The sequence below is a fragment of the Kitasatospora sp. NPDC096204 genome, from assembly GCF_044763205.1.
Classification (GTDB): Bacteria; Actinomycetota; Actinomycetes; order Streptomycetales; family Streptomycetaceae; genus Kitasatospora.
Window position 1 is genome coordinate 15055 of the sequence record NZ_JBIWFT010000028.1, and the last position, 16074, is coordinate 31128.

A 16074-nucleotide genomic window follows, 5' to 3' on the forward strand; every position below is an offset into this window, starting at 1 on the left:
GAACGGCCGGTTGATTGTCGTCGTGGGGCGGCTCGGATCCGGCTCCAGGGTGTGCCTGGTCGCAGTAGGCGGCCGACCGCTCTCGTTGTTGGCGGTCGGCCGCCGGCCGTGGTTCAGCCGCAGTGCTGGGAGCTGTAGATGTCCAGCCCGTGTCCGGTGAACTCGTTGTACGACACCTCCCCGCCGAAGTCGATGCAGGCCCCCTTGGCGTACGCGTAGACCGGGCCCGCGTACTGGGTGTAGTTGTGGCCGGGGCCGTCCCCGATCCAGTTGGCATCGCCGGAGCGCCGAATCTCGACACCGATCTTGTGCTGGCCGGTGACTGTCGCGTCGTTTCCGCGGGTGATCGCGCAGTTGTATCCGTTCCCGCTGTTGTAGTAGATGTCGATGAAGCCGACCACCTTGCCCATGTGGTCGTCGGTGATGTTCCAGCTCTTCTTGAAGGCGTACGCGCTTCCGCACTTGTTGACCCGGTCGGTGGCGTGGGCCGCACCGGCGGAGAGGCCCACGAAGCCTCCGGCGAGGACCGTGGCCGCGAGTACGGCCGCGAGGTGCTTCTTGATCACGGAGAGCTCCTTCGTCGTGTTTCTGGCGCGGGCTCCGGCGAGTTGTCCGAAGACCCGGTGGAGTTCCCACAGTGCGGGCAGATTTGATTGTCCATCTACAAGACTCAGCCGCGGCCCAGGTGAACAGCGGACAACCCGGATTGGCCACGGACACGGCAGGGGGCATGGACGGGCGGGCCGCCTACACGAACGAGCAGGCCTGGCAGCTACGGGGCTCTTGTCACCCGTGGCGGGGCGGTCGGCCGCGCAGCAGGCTCTGGATCCGGCCAGGCAGGCGCAACGCCAGGCCGAGGCCGGTGTGACGGAGGCAGAGGAACTGATCCGAGTGCTGGTGGCGAGCGTGGCCGAACTGCGGGGCGAACTGGGCGCCGGTGTCGGCGTCGAGGGCGGGACGGCCCCTCCGCACTGCTGCCGCCCGACGTGGGTGCCGCGGGGCAGCGGCGGGTCCGGTTGGTGGAGGCGACGCGTTGCCTGGACGAGGTCCGCCGCATCCGGGACAGCGCACACGAGGCGCGAGGGACCGCAGGGCAGGAGCAACGCGCCATGGGGCTCCTGGCTGCTCCCGAAGTCGCGGCTCGACGCCATCGCCGCCGAACCCGGCGCGCTCCACGCGGCCGGCGCCGAGGACCCGCCGGGGGCCGGCGCCCGGGGCGGGCGGGACGACGTGGCTCCGTGACCGCGCAGGCCCGGGCCCGCGCCAGGGCGCGGGTGACGGCGGGCCCCGGCGTCGGCCACCACCGCGCTCGGGCAGGCGGCGGCCCACCAGGACGTCGCTGCCGGGGGAGGCGGGCCTCCGTTCGACGGCGCCACCCCGGCCGCGGGCCTCGCGCCGGGGTGCGGGCCGTCCGCCTGCTCCGGCAAGCACGTTCACCTCGCCCGGTGTGAACATCGCCGCGCCGGACAGCGGGTTCTGTCAGCGGTTCTTGCCCGTGGGCTGGGTCTTCTGGTTGTAGATCTCCTTGCCGTCCGCGTTGTAGGCGTGGACGTAGGGGGCCGGGGGGAAGGACTTCGCGTTGTGGTCGGTGGAGATGGCGGCCGTGTGGACGAACGCGCCGCCCGCCATGACGGCCGGGTACTGCGTCGGGTCGTCGCCGTAGCTGATGGTGACCTTGGCGACATCGGGCGTGTAGTGCCCGGCGCCCAGCGAGAGGAACTGCCCGGCACCGGTCGGCGCGCTGAAGCTGTCGAAGAACTCGACCAGGTGACCGGCGCCCCACAGGCGGTCGTTGATGAACGTCGCGGGGATGGACATGCTGCTGCCCTTGCTGCCCTTCGACTCGCACTGCACGTACTGGTCGGCGGAGTTGACGGCGACGACCACGCCGTCGGTGTCCGAGGAGGCGACGGGAGTGCGGACCGCGATCACCGCGTGGTACTGCGACGCCTCGGAGCCCAGGCAGGACGCCAGGATCTGGGCGGCGGTCCCGGCGTCGATCGAGGCCGTCGTCGTGCTGGAGACGGTGAAAGCAGCCGGGGGGTGGGGGGAAGCCGACACGGAGGGGGCGTCCGTGGTGGCTGCTCCTTGTCGTGGTTCCGGTGAGTGCTGTGGCCCCGGCGAGTGTTGTGGTCTCGATGAGTGTTGTGGTCCCGGAGAGTGCAGCACGGACGGCAGGACCAGGCACAGGGCTGCCGCAGTGCAGGCCGCGCCCGCGCCCAGGGCGTGCCGGAGGTGGCGGCGCCGGTCGGCGCGTCGGCGGATCTCCGCAGCGGGCAGGGCCGGTGCGGGCATCTGCGTGCCGAGCAGCCGCAGCCGGTCGGCGAGGGTGTCGTGGATGGGGTCAGACACGGAGCTTTCCTTCCTCGCTGGTGGGGGTCTGGTCAGCGAGTCTGGCCGCGAGCGCGGTCCGGCCTCGGGCGAGGCGGCTCTTGACGGCGCTGACGCTGGCGCCGGTCTCGGCCGCGACCTGCTCGACGGAGAGGTCGCACATGTGGTGCAGGACCAGGGCGCCTCGCTGTGCCTCGGGCAGGTCGCGGAGCGCGGCGACCAGCATCAGGTGCTCCTCGGAGGGCGGCTCGACGGTGGGGGGTTCTTGGCGGTGGTGGCGTCCGGCCAAGTGCAGGCCCCGGGCGAGACGCCGCCAGCGGGAGTGTGCCAGCCGCCGGGCCGTGGTCCGGATCCATGCCTCCGGGGCCTCGTTCGGGTCGAAGGTGCGCCTTCGGTCCCACGCGCGGATGAAGGCCTCCTGTACCACGTCCTGTGCTTCGGACCAGTTGCCGGTTAACGCGTACAGCTGCCCGGTCAGGCGGGAGAAGGACGCGGCGTAGAACGCGTCGAACTCCTGTGGCGTCATCAAGGGCCTCTCTTCTGGGACTGTCCGTCAGTTCACGGCACAGGCGACTCGCGACTCGCGACTCGCGAGGAAGCGCTCCTCGGCCGCGGCGGTGGAGCCGGGGGTCCTGGGCGGAGCCTCCCGCCCTGTACGCACGAGCGCCGTCCCGGGGTCGCACCGACGGCCTATGACCTGGATCACGTGTGCGGGGTGCGACCTGCCGGGCGTCGGGAGGCGTACAGGGGTGCCGGCGTCAACCGGACGCCGCAGGAAAGGACACGGATTCATGCGCATCCGCCCGATCATGCTCATCGCCGCCACCGCCACCGCCGCGGCCATCGCGACCGCGGGGGGAATGGCCACTGCCGCGCCCGGCACCCCCACGGCCACCCCCACGGCCCACGGCAAGCCCGCCGAGGCGCCCGCCGCCACGGCCAACGGCGCCGGCTCGGCCGACGCCCCGGTGGTCTCCGGCAGCGGCTCGTCCGCCGCCCCTGTGACTGCCACCCCGGCCGCTTTCACCGTCACCAGCACGACGACGGCCCCGATCGACGCCGGGACCGCCGCCCAGATCCTGGCCTCCTGCCTGGGCTCCGAGGCGTCGCAGTACCATGCGGTGATCGCGGTCCGCACTCCCGTCGCCTCCTCGGACACCGACGGCGTGGTCGTCGCCGTCAACTCCGCCGGCCAGTACGTGCAGTGCGAGTCGAAGGGCAGCAAGGGCAGCAGCATGTCCGTCCCCGCGACGTTCATCAACGACCGCCTGTGGGGCGCCGGTCACCTCGTCGAGTTCTTCGACAGCTTCAGCGCGCCGACCGGTGCCGGGCAGTTCCTCTCGCTGGGCGCCGGGCACTACACGCCCGATGTCGCCAAGGTCACCATCAGCTACGGCGACGACCCGACGCAGTACCCGGCCGTCATGGCGGGCGGCGCGTTCGTCCACACGGCCGCCATCTCCACCGACCACAACGCGAAGTCCTTCCCCCCGGCCCCCTACGTCCACGCCTACAACGCGGACGGCAAGGAGATCTACAACCAGAAGACCCAGCCCAACGTCAAGGGCGCCCACCAGTAGGCGTTCCTTCAGGGCTTGGTGGTGGGGCGGTCATCCGGCGGTGGCGCGGGGACGCGCGGCGGATGAGCACACGCAGTGTGACGACGAGTGGATCCGCTCCACCACCCACCTCTCGTCGGCCCGGACCGGGGCGGGTACGCACAGGGGCGTCCGTGCGGTTGACGCAGAGGGTCGCGTTCACGATCCCTAGCAGGGCACGTCGCCGCGGCAGCGCCACAGGGTCTCGCGGTCCGGGTAGACGTGGGCGTTCGGAGAGAGCATGTGGCCGACCCACTGCTGCCCGTTCCCGGCGGCGACGAAGGCCTCCGCCTGGTAGGCGAGCGGTGTGCCGCGGCGGGGGGTGACGCACTCCTCCGGGTCGCTGGTGAAGGTGGCCCCCGGGGCGACGGTGGTGTGGACGACGGAGCGCCCTGGGGCGCAGGAGTGCAGGACGCCCGACCAGAAGCCGGCCACCTTCGCGGTCACCTCGATCGGCGTGCCCGTCGGATTGTCGACCCGGACTGCGAACAGCACCTGACGGGGCTGCACCATCGCGCAGGCGCGCAGCCAGGTGCCGGACGGCCCGGCCTTCGGCGCCGAGCAGCGGCTGTCCCCGCCGAGCGCGCCGACCTCCACCGCCTGGGCGAGGCCTTCGGCCGACTCCGCCGGGACCGCCGCCGGCCCCCGCCGGGCCGCGTCCGCGGACGGCGCCGTCACCACCGAGGCGGTGTCGTCGGGCCCGCTCTTCCCCGCCCACAGCGTCCCGCCGGCCACAGCTACGGCCACGGCTACGGCCACGGCCGCGAGCGCCAGGGCCCCGAACGCCGCACCCCGCCGGCGCCGCCACTCCCACGCGACCCGCCACACCGCCCGCCGGGCGTCCGGTGGCCCATCAGCGACCATCGGACGTGCCAGGACCGGGACGGCGGCGGCCGCGGCGGTGGGGACGGCGGTGGGGACGGCGGTGGGGACGGCGGCGGTCCGGCGCGCCGCGCGGCGGTCGCGCAGCCCGTGGTCCGCCGCCAGCCTGGCCTGCCGGTGCCAGTGCTGCCAGCGGGCCAGCTCCGCCGGGTCCGTGCCGAAGATCCGGGCGAGTTCGGCGAGGACGGCGAGGTCGGGCAGCTCGGTACGGCTCGGGTCGAGGTAGCGGCTGATCGAGGAGGTGCTCAGCCCCCGGACCTTGGAGCCGCTGAGCCGGTCCCGTAGCCGGGCCGCCACCCGGTCCAGGGAGAGGCCGCACGCGCCGAGCCCGTCGTTCAGTGCGCGGACGAGCAGGACCCTGGGGTGTTCCGGCTCCTCCGCCGTGGCCCGCGCGGTCTCGTCCGACGGTTCGTCATGCATGTGCTGCTGTCCCAATCGCTGTCCCGGTGTGCATCGTTTCCGCAGGTCGGAGCGGTGGGACGGGAAGTGGGCGAGCTCTGGGACGCCGCGCCGGCCGAGGGGCCTGGCGATGGCCAGGGAGCTTCCGCAGGATGGTTCCGCGGCAGCGCACCGACTCGCCGACTCGTCGACTCCCGCCGTGCCACCGCCTCCCGGTCCCCGCGTGCCTCCGGCACGCCCGCCGACTGTAGGGGAGGCGACCGGGCGACTGGCAGGACCGGTTCACCCCAATGGAGGAACTCTCATGAAGCCGTACAGGCGCACCTCGACCGCCGCCACGCTGGCCGCCCTCACCCTGTTGCCGCTGCTCGGCGCGGCGACCGCCGCTCCGGCCGTGTCCGCCGCCACCGTGCGGGACCGCGTCGTCTCGGTGGCCAGGGGAGAGGTCACCCCCGACGGCGCCTCGCCCGAGAAGACCGGTTCCTGCGACAAGTACTTCGCCTACCACAGGAACGGCGGATCCTGCGCGAAGACTCCGTGGTGCGCGGCCTTCGCCGAGTGGACGTGGCACCGGGCCGGGATCGAGGAGACGCCCGACGTCCTCGCCGCGCGCGGCATCGGCGAGTGGGGCAGGGAGAAGGGACTGTTCCACACGCGCGGCGCGTACACCCCGAAGCCGGGCGACCTGGTGATCTACGGCGAGCCGGACGGCGGCACGCCCGGCCACGTCGGCGTGGTCGCCGCCGTCCACCGCGACGGGACCCTCGACACCGTCGACGGCAACCTCGGCGACGCGGTCGCCCTCCGCACCGGCCTCGACCCCTCGAAGGTGAGCACCAACCACCAGCCCGTCTCGGGCTACGTCAGCCCGCCCGGCGCCTGAGCCCACCTCGCACCCGCCCACACCCCCGAACCGGAAGGACCGATCGTCATGGAACGCGCCGCCCGTCAGCGCCTCGGCCTGATCGCCTCGTTCGCCGCGGCCGCGGCCGCCCTGCTCGCCGCCCCGCAGCCCGCCCACGCCGCCCTGGACCCGTGGTCGTGCGTGGAGGGACGCGTCTGCGCCTACAGCGGCCCCAACGGGACGGGACAGGTCTGTGCCTGGCCCTACGACGACCCGGACTGGCAGGCCGGGGACACCTGCAGCTGGTCCGCCACCACCAAGGTCCGCTCGGTCTACAACCACGGCACCTCCGGCAGGCCCGTCGGCTTCTACACCGGTGCCGACTACACCGGCCAGCGCGTGGTGTGCACGGCGGCCGGCGCCAAGGGCAACTTCTCGCAGAACGGTGGCACCGGCGTCCACCTCCGCTCCCACCGCTGGACCTGCTAGGACTGCAACGGTGGTTAGTGTGACGAGGCTTCAGCCCCTGGGCTGTGGCCTCGTCGTTGGTAGTGGCTGGTGCGGGCCTGGTGTTGGCGTCGGCGGCGCCGGTGGGACCAGTGCAGGACGTGGGCGATGCCGCAGACCCTGCGGAGCTGTGGACTCGGGCGGGTCATCCGCTGGTGGGCGGGGCTCCGAAGGTGCGCCGGTAGGCCTGCGGCGTCGTTCCGAGGCGCCGGGCGAAGTGGTGGCGGAGGGTGTCGATGCTGCCGAAGCCCGTGCGGTGGGCGACGGCGGTGACCGGCTCGTCCGTGGTCTCCAGGTGATGCTGAGCGAGCAGGACGCGCTGCCCGGTGAGCCATTGCAACGGGGTGGTCCCGGTCTCCTGCCGGAAACGGCGGGCGAAGGTCCGCGGGGAGAGACGGGCGTGGTGGGCCATTGCCTCGACGGTCAGGTTCTGGTCGAGGTTGGCTTCGATCCACGCCAGGACGGGGGCGAGGGAACCGGTCCCGTGCCGGGGGAGGGGGCGTTCGCGGTACTGGCGCTGGCCGCCGTCGCGGTGCGGGGGCGCGACCATGCGGCGGGCGATCGCGTTGGCGACGGCGCTGCCGTGTTCCTTGCGGATCAGATGGAGGCAGGTGTCGACGCCGGCGGCGGTGCCGGCGCCGGTGATGACCGGGTCCTCGTCGATGTAGAGCACGTCCGACTCGACCCGGGCGCGCGGGTGGCGGCGGGCGAGTTCGTCGGTGTAGCGCCAGTGGGTGGTGCAGCGCCGCCCGTCCAGCAGCCCGGCCTCGCCGAGCAGGAAGGCCCCGGTGCAGATGCTCAGGACGCGGGCGCCGCGCTCGACGGCGGCCCGTAGCTCCTCGGCCAGGTGGTCCGGCTGCCGCACGTGCGGGTCGTAGGCCGGGACGCAGATGAGGTCCGCCGAGGCCAGCCGCTCCAGGCCGTGCCGGGTCCGCACCTCGAAGCCGTGCCGCATCGGCACGCTGCCGCCGGTTCCTGAGACGAGGGCGAAGTCGTAGACGGGGAGCGCATCGTCGCCGCGGTCGATGCCGAAGACCTCGCAGAACACACCCAGCTCGAAGGCGTGGGCTCCTTGGAGGGCCAGGACGGCGACATCGCGAAGCACGGGCTCCCGATCTCCTCTCACGACGATGGCAGGAACTTCAGCCTATCCGTCGTTTCTGCCACTCCCGGCGGGTGCCCCCATTCTGGAAGGCTCTCAGGTGTTTCCCCCCACCACGCGAACAGCTAGGCACCGGATGACCACGCACACGCACACCGCCAACGCCGCCCTCTCGTCACAGACGGCCCAGGTCCTGCGCACACTGGCGCTCGACGAGGAGCTGAAGTGGCGCATCCCCGGAGACCCCGTTCTGGGCCCCCTGGCCCGCAAGGTCGCCCGGCGGTACGTGGCCGGCGAAACCCTCCCCGACGCCCTGGACCGCGCGCAGCAGATCCTGGCCGCCGGCCACCGCGTGAACGTCGAGTACATGGGCGAGAGCTGCCGCGACCCGCAGCGCGCCACCGAAGAGACCGACACGTTCCTCGCCGCCGCCCGGCTCCTGCCGCCCGAGTGCTCGATCTCCCTCGACCTGTCCCACATCGGCCTCGCCGTCGACGCGGAGCTCGCCCTGGCCAACGCCTCCCGCATCGCCGAGGCCACCGCCGCCACCGGGCGGGAGATGATGATCTCGGCCGAAGGCTCCGACCGTACCGACGCGGTGCTGGCCCTGCACCGCACGCTGTGCGAGCGCTTCGACCACGTGGGCATCACCGTCCAGGCACGCCTGCACCGCACCGCAGACGATCTACCGGAACTGCTCACCCGTCCCGGCCGCATCCGCCTGGTCAAGGGCGCCTTCCTCGAACCCGAGAGCATCGCCCACCGGCGGGAAGCCCCGGCTCTGACCGCCGCCTACCTGAAGTACGCGGAGCAGCTGGCCGACTCGGGCCACCTGTGCTCCTTCGCCACCCACGACTGGGATCTGATCGACCGTATCGACCACTACGTCGGCAGGAAGAACCGGGACCACGCCCCCTGGGAGTTCGAAACCCTCCTCGGACTCGGGCCCGACCGCCTCGACGCCATGGCCGAGCGTGGCCACCCCACTCGCGAGTACGTCGTCTTCGGCACGGAATGGTGGCTCTACGTCTGCAACCGACTCGCCGAAGACCCCCAGCGCCTGCTCCAAGCCCTCGTCGACGCCGCCGCATGAACCCGACCTGGACGAACGCCGCCGTGCCCCGGGACACTGCCGTGGGCACCGCCAGTCAGCCTCGACGACGAGGGCCGTTCCACCCCGGGACGACACACCCGGTCGCTGCTGCAGTCGAAACTCGTGAACATTTCGAACCAGCCGCCAGCCCGGCCGCACCGAGGCGCGCCACAAGCCGGGGCCGCTCGCGCAGCGCTCGACCCACGGCACCGCCGCAGACCGCAGAGGCGGCCCTTCCGAACCGTCAGTAGGCCGCGTTGGCATGGTCGTTGAACCGGTCGGGCAGGTTCGGCCACCATTCGCCCGCGCCCGCGTCGAAGGTCATGCCGTCGCCCGAGAGGTGCACGACCTGTCCGGAGTAGGCGGCGAGCAAGGGTGGTGCTGGTGCCACCATGGATTCGGGTGCCAGGCTCATGGCAGGCCCCCGCCGAGGTGTCCTAGTGTCGGATCATGATGATTCCACCCGTGCTGAGGCGCTCGGCGCTTCGGGTGCGGCGGGACACCGGCTTCCTGGCCGCCGGTGTCATGCCGCACCTGGCCCTGGTGCCCGTGTGGGCCTGGGACGCGACGGTCGGCCCCGAGACGGGGAACCGGGCTTTGGTGCTCACCGTGTCGGCCGCCCTGATCCTGCTCGGTGTCCCGGTGCTGACGGCTGTTCAACGGTACCGCCACCGGGCACTCCTCGGAGTGGACATCCCTCGGTCGACGCCCACGCCGGAGCGGTGGTCGTGGGCGGCAGTCGCCCGACGGCTTTCCTTGACGCGCATCTGGCGCCGGCTCGGGTACCACCTCCTCCTGGGCCCGCTGGTGGCCGCGTTGGAGCTGTCGGTGCTCGCGATGGGGGCCGCGGGCCTGGCGGGCGCCGTCACCTGCGGCTGGGCGTGGGTGCTGCCGGTGGGGGTCCGTCAGGACTGGTTCGGTTACGCGATGCAGGTGCCGTGCTACACGGTGGCCGGTATCGCCCTCCTGTGTGCCGTGCCCTGGGTGGCGGGGGCGGTGGCCCGGACGGAGTCGCGGCTCGCGTTGGCGCTGCTCGGGCCCAGCCGGGCCCAGCGGCTCCAGGAGCGGGTCGAGTACCTGGCCGGGAGTCGCACCGATCTGATCGAGGCAGTCGACGCCGAGCGCCGCCGGATCGAGCGTGACCTGCACGACGGCACCCAGCAGCGGCTGGTCTCCCTCGCGGTCAACCTGGGGCTGGCCATGGCCACGCGCCCCGACCTGCCGGGTGAGGCCCGCGAGGTGATCGCGGAGGCGCACTTCGAGGCGAAGGAGGCGATCGCCGAACTCAACGATCTGGTACGTGGGTTGCACCCGGCCGTCCTCGAAGACCGAGGGCTGGACGCGGCGTTGTCCGGGTTGGCCGCCCGGGTGCCGTTGCCGGTGCGCCTGCGGGTCGATCTTGAGGAGCGGGCGGTGCCCGCTGTGGAGTCGGTCGCGTACTTCGTGATCTCCGAGGCGTTGGCCAACGTGACCAAGCACGCTCGCGCGACACGTGCCGAGGTGACCGTCAGGCGGGTCGGGAAGGTGTTGCGGGTGAATGTCACCGACGACGGACTGGGTGGTGCCCACGCCTCCGCCGGCACGGGGCTGAGCGGGCTGGCCAAGCGGGTCGGCTCCGTCGACGGGACCTTCCGCGTCAGCAGCCCCGTCGGGGGACCGACGACCATCGCGGCGGAGTTGCCGTGCGAGTGGTGATCGCCGAGGACTCGGTGCTGTTGCGGATCGGTCTGGTCAAGGTGCTGGAGATGGGTGGTTTCCAGGTCGCCGCGGAAGTCGGTGACGGGGAGGCGCTGCTGGCGGCGGTGGAGGAGCACCGGCCCGAACTCGCCCTGGTCGACGTCCGGATGCCGCCCGGCTTCACCGACGAAGGGGTGCGCGCCGCGATGGTGATCCGTCGGCGGTGGCCGCGGACGGCGGTGGTGCTGCTCTCGCAGTACGTGGAGGAGCGGTACGCGGCAGACCTGCTGGCGACCAACACCAGCGGCGTGGGCTACCTGCTCAAGCAACGCGTCGCCGATGTGGGGGAGTTCGTGGAGGCGGTGCAGCGGGTCGCGGGCGGGGGCACGGCGCTGGATCCGCAGGTCGTCGCCCAGCTGCTGCTGCGACGGGACAGCGACCCGCTGAACCGGCTGACCCCTCGTGAACGGGACGTACTGGGCCTCATGGCCGAGGGGCGCTCCAACGCCGGCATCGCCGAGGCGCTGACGGTCGGCGAGAGCGCGGTGGCCAAGCACATCAACAACATCTTCGCCAAGCTCGACCTGCCGGTGATCGACACGGACCACCGCCGCGTGCTCGCCGTTCTGCGCTTCCTCGGAGCGTCCCGAAGCAGTACGGAGCGGGGGGCAGCGGCGTCCACGCCCTGAACCGCGTCGACATCGACATCGACATCGACGCCGCCGCCGGAGAGACAGTCGCGGTGACCGGGCCCAGCGGTTGCTTCGCCCGGGGCGCGGGGCCATGACATCAAAACGTAACGCTTCCGTGAAAAGTCGTCAGGCGTAAAGTCTTCCCCAAGTCCTGTTCAATCTGGCATGTTTCCTTCAATTCCCGTGCGATCCCCATCCCCCTCACGCACGGGCCGAATCGGAGGACACGTGTCACCCCTGATATCCCGGCGGCTCGGCCGCCCGGCCGCGGCCCTCGCCGTTCTCTCCGCCATGGCGCTCGCCACCCCCACCGCGTTCGCGACCGCCGCCACCGCGACCACCACCCCCACCGTCCCCGGCGCCGTCTCCGCGCCCGCCGCCCAGGCACCCGCCGCCCAGGCCCCCGCCGTCGCGGGCACCGCGGCCGGCTGGGCCGCCGGCACCCGCGCCTACCTGGTGATCAGCGCCCCGGCCGACGTCGCCGCCGCCAAGGCCGCCGTCGCGGCCAAGGGCGGTACGGTCTTCGCGAGTTACGACCAGATCGGCGTCGTCGTCGCCCACTCCACCAGCACCGGCTTCGCCGCCGCGCTGCGGAGCGTCACCGGAATCCAGCAGGTCGGCGCGACCCGCACCTCCGACGTGCCGGCCGACGCCTACAGCCCGGCCCTGCCCGCCAACCCCGCCCAGGCGGCCACCACGCTCACCGAGTCCAACCGCTGGGACATGACCCAGATCAAGGCCGACCAGGCCTGGAACGTCACCACCGGCTCGTCGTCCGTCAAGGTCGGCGTGCTCGACACCGGTGTGGACGACCAGCACCAGGACCTCGCGCCGAACTTCGACGCCGCCGACTCGGTCTCCTGCGCCTACGGCAAGCCCGACACCCGCAGCGGCGCCTGGCGTGACGTGGACACCCACGGCACCCACGTCGCGGGCACCATCGCGGCCGCGAAGAACGGCAAGGGCGTCATCGGCGTCGCGCCGGGCGTGAAGATCGCCTCGGTCCGGATCGCCGAGCCGACCAGCACCCTCTTCTACGCCGAGAACACCGTCTGCGGCTTCGTCTGGGCCGGTGACCACGGCTTCAAGGTCACCAACAACAGCTACTACACCGACCCGTGGCAGTTCAACTGCCCGAACGACCTCGACCAGGCGGCCCTCATCGAGGGCGTCAAGCGCGCCCAGGAGTACGCCGAGGGCAAGGGCTCGCTGCAGGTCGCGGCGGCCGGCAACTCCAACTACGACCTGGCCAACAAGACCACCGACTCCGCGAGTCCGAACGACTCCACCCCGACCACCCGGACCATCAGCAACGCCTGCCTCGACATCCCCACCGAACTCCCCGGCGTGGTGACCGTCGCTGCCACGGGCAGCGGCAGCGGCAAGGCCTCCTACTCCAACTTCGGCCGGGGCGTCATCGACGTCGCGGCGCCCGGCGGCGACGGCGCCACCGGCGTCTACTCGACCCTGCCCGGCGGCAAGTACGGCACCAAGAGCGGCACCTCGATGGCCTCCCCGCACGTCACCGGCGTCGCCGCGCTGATCGCGAGCGCCGACCCGACGCTCACCCCGGCCGACATCCGGGCCCGCCTCGCGAGCCAGGCCAACGACCTGGCCTGCCCCGCCTCCGACAGCCGCTGCACCGGCACCACCGCCAACAACGGCTTCTTCGGCGAGGGCCAGGTCGACGCGCTGAAGGCCGTCGGCGGCGCCACCCCGCCCACCGGCAAGTACTTCGAGAACACCGCCGACGTGGCGATCCCCGACAACACCACGGTGGAGAGCCCGATCACCGTCACCGGCGTCACCGGCAACGCGCCCTCGACGCTCAAGGTCGGCGTGGACGTCAAGCACACCTACCGCGGTGACCTCGTCCTCTCCCTCGTCGCCCCGAACGGCACGGTGTACCTCCTGGAGGACTTCGCCGACAGCGACAGCACCGACAACGTCGCCAAGACCTACACCGTCAACGCCGCCGCGAGCGCGGCGAACGGCACCTGGAAGCTCCGGGTGAAGGACGGCGCCGCCGGCGACACCGGCACGATCGACGCCTGGAACCTCACCTTCTGAATCTGCTGAACCGTCTGAACCTGCTGAACCGTCCGGACTTTCTGAACCGTCTGGACCTGCTGACCTCCCCGTTCCACCCGGCCGCCCGACGCCAAGACCGCGTCGGGCGGCCGGTCTCGTGAGCCGGCAGCGCGCGGGACGCCGGCTGCCACCGCGGTGGCGTACCCGGCGACGCCGCGTCGGATCAGCGCGTCCCCACGTCCAGCGTCCAGTAGTGCTGGAACTCGGTGCTGCCCGGCGGCCGGGCCTGGTGGTAGTAGCCCACGCCGGCTTCCAGGGCCGCGCAGTTGAGGATGAGGTTGCGGTGCGCCCAGTGCCATGTCGAGTCCCGCTGCATCCAGTACTCCAGGGCCTGAGCGGGATCGGGGGCGGGCTCGGGCTGCCCCTGCTGGAAGTAGACGTTCTCCCCGCGGTAGGTGTGGTAGCCCGCGAGGTCCATGGGTTCGCCGGTGTCCCACACCAGTTTCCCGTCGGGCCCTCGATGCATGTTCGTGTCCAGCTGGACCTCGGCGCTGGGAACGGTGGACAGGTAACTGCTGTGGTCGTACGCGGTGGTCCTGAGCTGTGGGGAGAACCGGAAGGGGCTGGGGCAGGCGCTCATCTTCGCCTCTCCCTGCGGGTCCGGTTCGAGGAGCGGGTACGACTCCGGGTGCGTCCGTGCCTGGTTGACCAGGTCGAAGAGCTCCTGCTCCAGCGGATTCGGCGCGGGGCCGGCGCCCGAGGTGATCTGTCCGATCATGCCGCTGACGTACTCGGTGAACCACAGGTTCCCGTCCGGTCCGGACGCGATGGCGTACGGGTGGCCGTCCGCGGTGGGCAGCGGGTACTCGGTGACGGATCCCGTCGACGTGATGCGCCCGATCCGGTTGCCCGTGGACTCGGTGAACCACATGTTTCCGTCGGAGCCGAACGCGATGGCGTACGGGGAACTGTCCGGGTTGGGCAACGGGTGTTCGGTGACGGATCCCTTCGATGTGATCCGCCCGATCCGGTCGGCCCTGGACTCGGTGAACCACAGGGTTCCGTCCGGGGCGGCCGCGATGCCGGTCGGCCCGCTGTCGGGGGTCGGCAGGGAGTATTCGGTGACGGATCCCGTCGGGGTGATCTGCCCGATCGTGCCGTTCCAGTAGTCGGTGAACCAGAGGTTCCCGCCCGGTCCCGCCACGATCCCCAGCGGGCGAGCGCCCTTGGTGGGCAGGGTGAACCCGGTGATGTCCCCGGCCGGGGTGATCCGCCCGATCGCACCGTTCCAGTAGTCGGTGAACCACAGGTTGCCGTCGGGCCCGGCCGTGACGCCGAACGGGAAGGCATTCGAGTGGGGCGCGCGGAATTCGGCGACGCCCCCGGCCGGAGCGATCCGTCCGACGGCACCGCCGAAGTACTCGGTGAACCACAGGTTGCCGTCGGGCCCGGCGGTGATGCCGAACGGGAGGCTGACCGGGGTGGGCAGCGGGTACTCCGTGACGGATCCCGTCGGAGTGATCCGCCCGATCCGGCTGCCGGTGGACTCGGTGAACCACACGTTGCCGTCCGGCCCGGCCGCGATCCCGAGCGGATGGCTGTTCTGCACGGGCAAGGGGTACTCGGCGATGGACCCGTTCGGGGTGATCTGCCCGATCACACCGTTGTCGTACTCGCTGAACCACAGGTTGCCGTCCGGCCCCACGACGATCCCGGTCGGCCCGCTGTCCGCGGGGGGCAGGTGGAATTCGGTGACGGACCCGTCCGGAGTGATCTGCCCGATCCTGCCGCCGAGGTACTCGGTGAACCACAGGTTCCCGTCCGGCCCCGCCACGATCCCGGAGGGCTGGCTGCCCGCCGTGAGCACGGGGTGCTCGGCGATGTCCCCGCCCAGGGTGATCCGTCCGATCCGGTTGCCGCCGCCCTCGACGAACCACAGGTTGCCGTCCGGACCGGCCGTGATGTCCCACGGGGAGCTGTCCGAGGTGGGGACCGGGTGTTCCGTGATGGTCCCGCTCGGGGTGATCCGTCCGATCCGGTTGCCGGTGGACTCGACGAACCACAGGCTCCCGTCCGGCCCGGCCGTGATCCCCGTTGGCCCGCTGCCCGCGTCGGTCAGCGGGTACTCGGTGACGGCACCGGCCGGGGTGATCTGCCCGATCACACCGTTGTTGTACTCGGTGAACCACACGTTGCCGTCCGGGCCGGCCGTGATGCCCCACGGGAAGCTGTTCGGGCTGGGGACGCGGTACTCGGTGACGGCACCGGCCGGGGTGATCCGTCCGATCATGCCGCTGTCGTACTCGGTGAACCACAGGTTCCCGTCCGGGCCGGCCGTGATCCCGGTCGGCCCGCCGTCCGGAGTGGGCAGGGGATACTCGGTGACCGCCCCACCCGGGGTGATCCGCCCGACCAACCCCCTGTCGTACTCGGTGAACCACAGATTGCCGTCCGGCCCGACCGCCAGGTCCCAGGGGTAGGAGGAGCTGCCCGGGGTGGACAGGGCGTACTCCGTGACGACCCCGGGGAGCGCCGCGGCCGGCGCGCCCGCCCGGAAGGAGTGCGGCAGACGACCTCGACGAAGGCCGCGCAGGGTGAAGGGTGTGGGTGTGGGCATGGGAAAACCTCATCCGCATCCGATGCGGCACCGGCCCCGGTACGGGGGCGTCGGCGCGGGGTGGCGGCCGAGCCTGGCTCGGTGTCGAACGGCGGTGTCGAACGGCGGCGCGAACCCGGGACGAGCCGTTCGCGGTCGCATCCCCGGCCCCGGCCCGCACCGTGTGTGACGGGCACGGCTGGGGGACGGGCACGGCTGGGGTTCGACACCCGTCCTGTTTCCGCTTTCAGCCTGTTACCCCGTGTGGGTGATCGCAACTTGCGCGTTCCCCGTCCTGCGGACGTCGAGGTAGGGCCCTGGA

At 71.9% G+C, this 16074-nt stretch carries 14 protein-coding genes; 7 read left to right on the plus strand and 7 right to left on the minus strand.

Going from position 1 to position 16074, the window contains the following annotated elements:
* Positions 1-113: 113 nt before the first annotated feature.
* The 3 genes from ACIQ87_RS27140 to ACIQ87_RS27150 form a co-directional block, all read right to left on the minus strand.
* A complete protein-coding gene (locus ACIQ87_RS27140; RefSeq protein ID WP_402411146.1) occupies positions 114-566 on the minus strand; it encodes a hypothetical protein in 453 nt (150 codons plus the stop codon).
* Between the two features lie 913 nt (positions 567-1479).
* Positions 1480-2352 (minus strand): hypothetical protein, encoded by an 873-nt coding sequence (locus ACIQ87_RS27145; protein ID WP_402411148.1) that lies wholly within the window; start codon positions 2350-2352, stop codon positions 1480-1482.
* Complete coding sequence (locus ACIQ87_RS27150; protein WP_402411150.1) at positions 2345-2857, minus strand: SigE family RNA polymerase sigma factor; 513 nt, start codon at positions 2855-2857, stop codon at positions 2345-2347. Before ACIQ87_RS27150 ends, ACIQ87_RS27145 begins: the two co-directional genes overlap by 8 nt.
* A 265-nt stretch (positions 2858-3122) precedes the next feature.
* Between ACIQ87_RS27150 and ACIQ87_RS27155 the strand changes: the two genes are divergently transcribed.
* Entirely contained in the window at positions 3123-3911 is a 789-nt protein-coding gene (locus ACIQ87_RS27155; RefSeq protein WP_402411153.1) for a hypothetical protein, read from the plus strand.
* Positions 3912-4097: 186 nt separating this feature from the next.
* On the opposite strand, the gene ACIQ87_RS27160 is transcribed toward ACIQ87_RS27155, so the two are convergent.
* Positions 4098-5231 (minus strand): helix-turn-helix domain-containing protein, encoded by a 1134-nt coding sequence (locus ACIQ87_RS27160; protein ID WP_402411156.1) that lies wholly within the window; start codon positions 5229-5231, stop codon positions 4098-4100.
* Positions 5232-5514: 283 nt separating this feature from the next.
* On the opposite strand from ACIQ87_RS27160, the gene ACIQ87_RS27165 reads away from it, so the two are divergent.
* Both ACIQ87_RS27165 and ACIQ87_RS27170 read left to right on the plus strand, forming a co-directional pair.
* Complete coding sequence (locus ACIQ87_RS27165) at positions 5515-6093, plus strand: CHAP domain-containing protein (RefSeq protein ID WP_402411159.1); 579 nt, start codon at positions 5515-5517, stop codon at positions 6091-6093.
* Between the two features lie 48 nt (positions 6094-6141).
* Positions 6142-6543, plus strand: a complete 402-nt coding sequence (locus ACIQ87_RS27170; protein ID WP_402411161.1) for a peptidase inhibitor family I36 protein — start codon at positions 6142-6144, stop codon at positions 6541-6543.
* 163 nt (positions 6544-6706) lie between these two features.
* On the opposite strand, the gene ACIQ87_RS27175 is transcribed toward ACIQ87_RS27170, so the two are convergent.
* On the minus strand, positions 6707-7666 hold the full coding sequence (locus ACIQ87_RS27175; protein WP_402411164.1) for a GlxA family transcriptional regulator: 960 nt from the start codon (positions 7664-7666) through the stop codon (positions 6707-6709).
* Positions 7667-7799: 133 nt separating this feature from the next.
* Here ACIQ87_RS27175 and ACIQ87_RS27180 point away from each other — a divergent pair, with 133 nt between their 5' ends.
* Positions 7800-8756, plus strand: coding sequence for a proline dehydrogenase family protein (locus ACIQ87_RS27180; RefSeq protein WP_402411166.1), 957 nt, complete (start codon positions 7800-7802; stop codon positions 8754-8756).
* Between the two features lie 244 nt (positions 8757-9000).
* Here the strand turns inward: ACIQ87_RS27180 and ACIQ87_RS27185 are convergent, their stop codons facing one another.
* Complete coding sequence (locus ACIQ87_RS27185; protein ID WP_402411169.1) at positions 9001-9171, minus strand: hypothetical protein; 171 nt, start codon at positions 9169-9171, stop codon at positions 9001-9003.
* 35 nt (positions 9172-9206) lie between these two features.
* Here ACIQ87_RS27185 and ACIQ87_RS27190 point away from each other — a divergent pair, with 35 nt between their 5' ends.
* The 3 genes from ACIQ87_RS27190 to ACIQ87_RS27200 all read left to right on the plus strand — a co-directional run bounded on the left by ACIQ87_RS27190 (position 9207) and on the right by ACIQ87_RS27200 (position 13195).
* Positions 9207-10451, plus strand: a complete 1245-nt coding sequence (locus ACIQ87_RS27190; protein WP_402411171.1) for a histidine kinase — start codon at positions 9207-9209, stop codon at positions 10449-10451.
* Positions 10439-11122, plus strand: coding sequence for a response regulator (locus ACIQ87_RS27195; RefSeq protein WP_402411174.1), 684 nt, complete (start codon positions 10439-10441; stop codon positions 11120-11122). Before ACIQ87_RS27190 ends, ACIQ87_RS27195 begins: the two co-directional genes overlap by 13 nt.
* 294 nt (positions 11123-11416) lie before the next feature.
* Positions 11417-13195, plus strand: coding sequence for a S8 family peptidase (locus ACIQ87_RS27200; protein ID WP_402411380.1), 1779 nt, complete (start codon positions 11417-11419; stop codon positions 13193-13195).
* A 184-nt stretch (positions 13196-13379) separates the two neighbouring features.
* Here the strand turns inward: ACIQ87_RS27200 and ACIQ87_RS27205 are convergent, their stop codons facing one another.
* Positions 13380-15773: a CAP domain-containing protein gene (locus tag ACIQ87_RS27205; protein WP_402411176.1), complete on the minus strand. Its 2394-nt coding sequence runs from the start codon at positions 15771-15773 to the stop codon at positions 13380-13382.
* Positions 15774-16074: the final 301 nt, after the last annotated feature.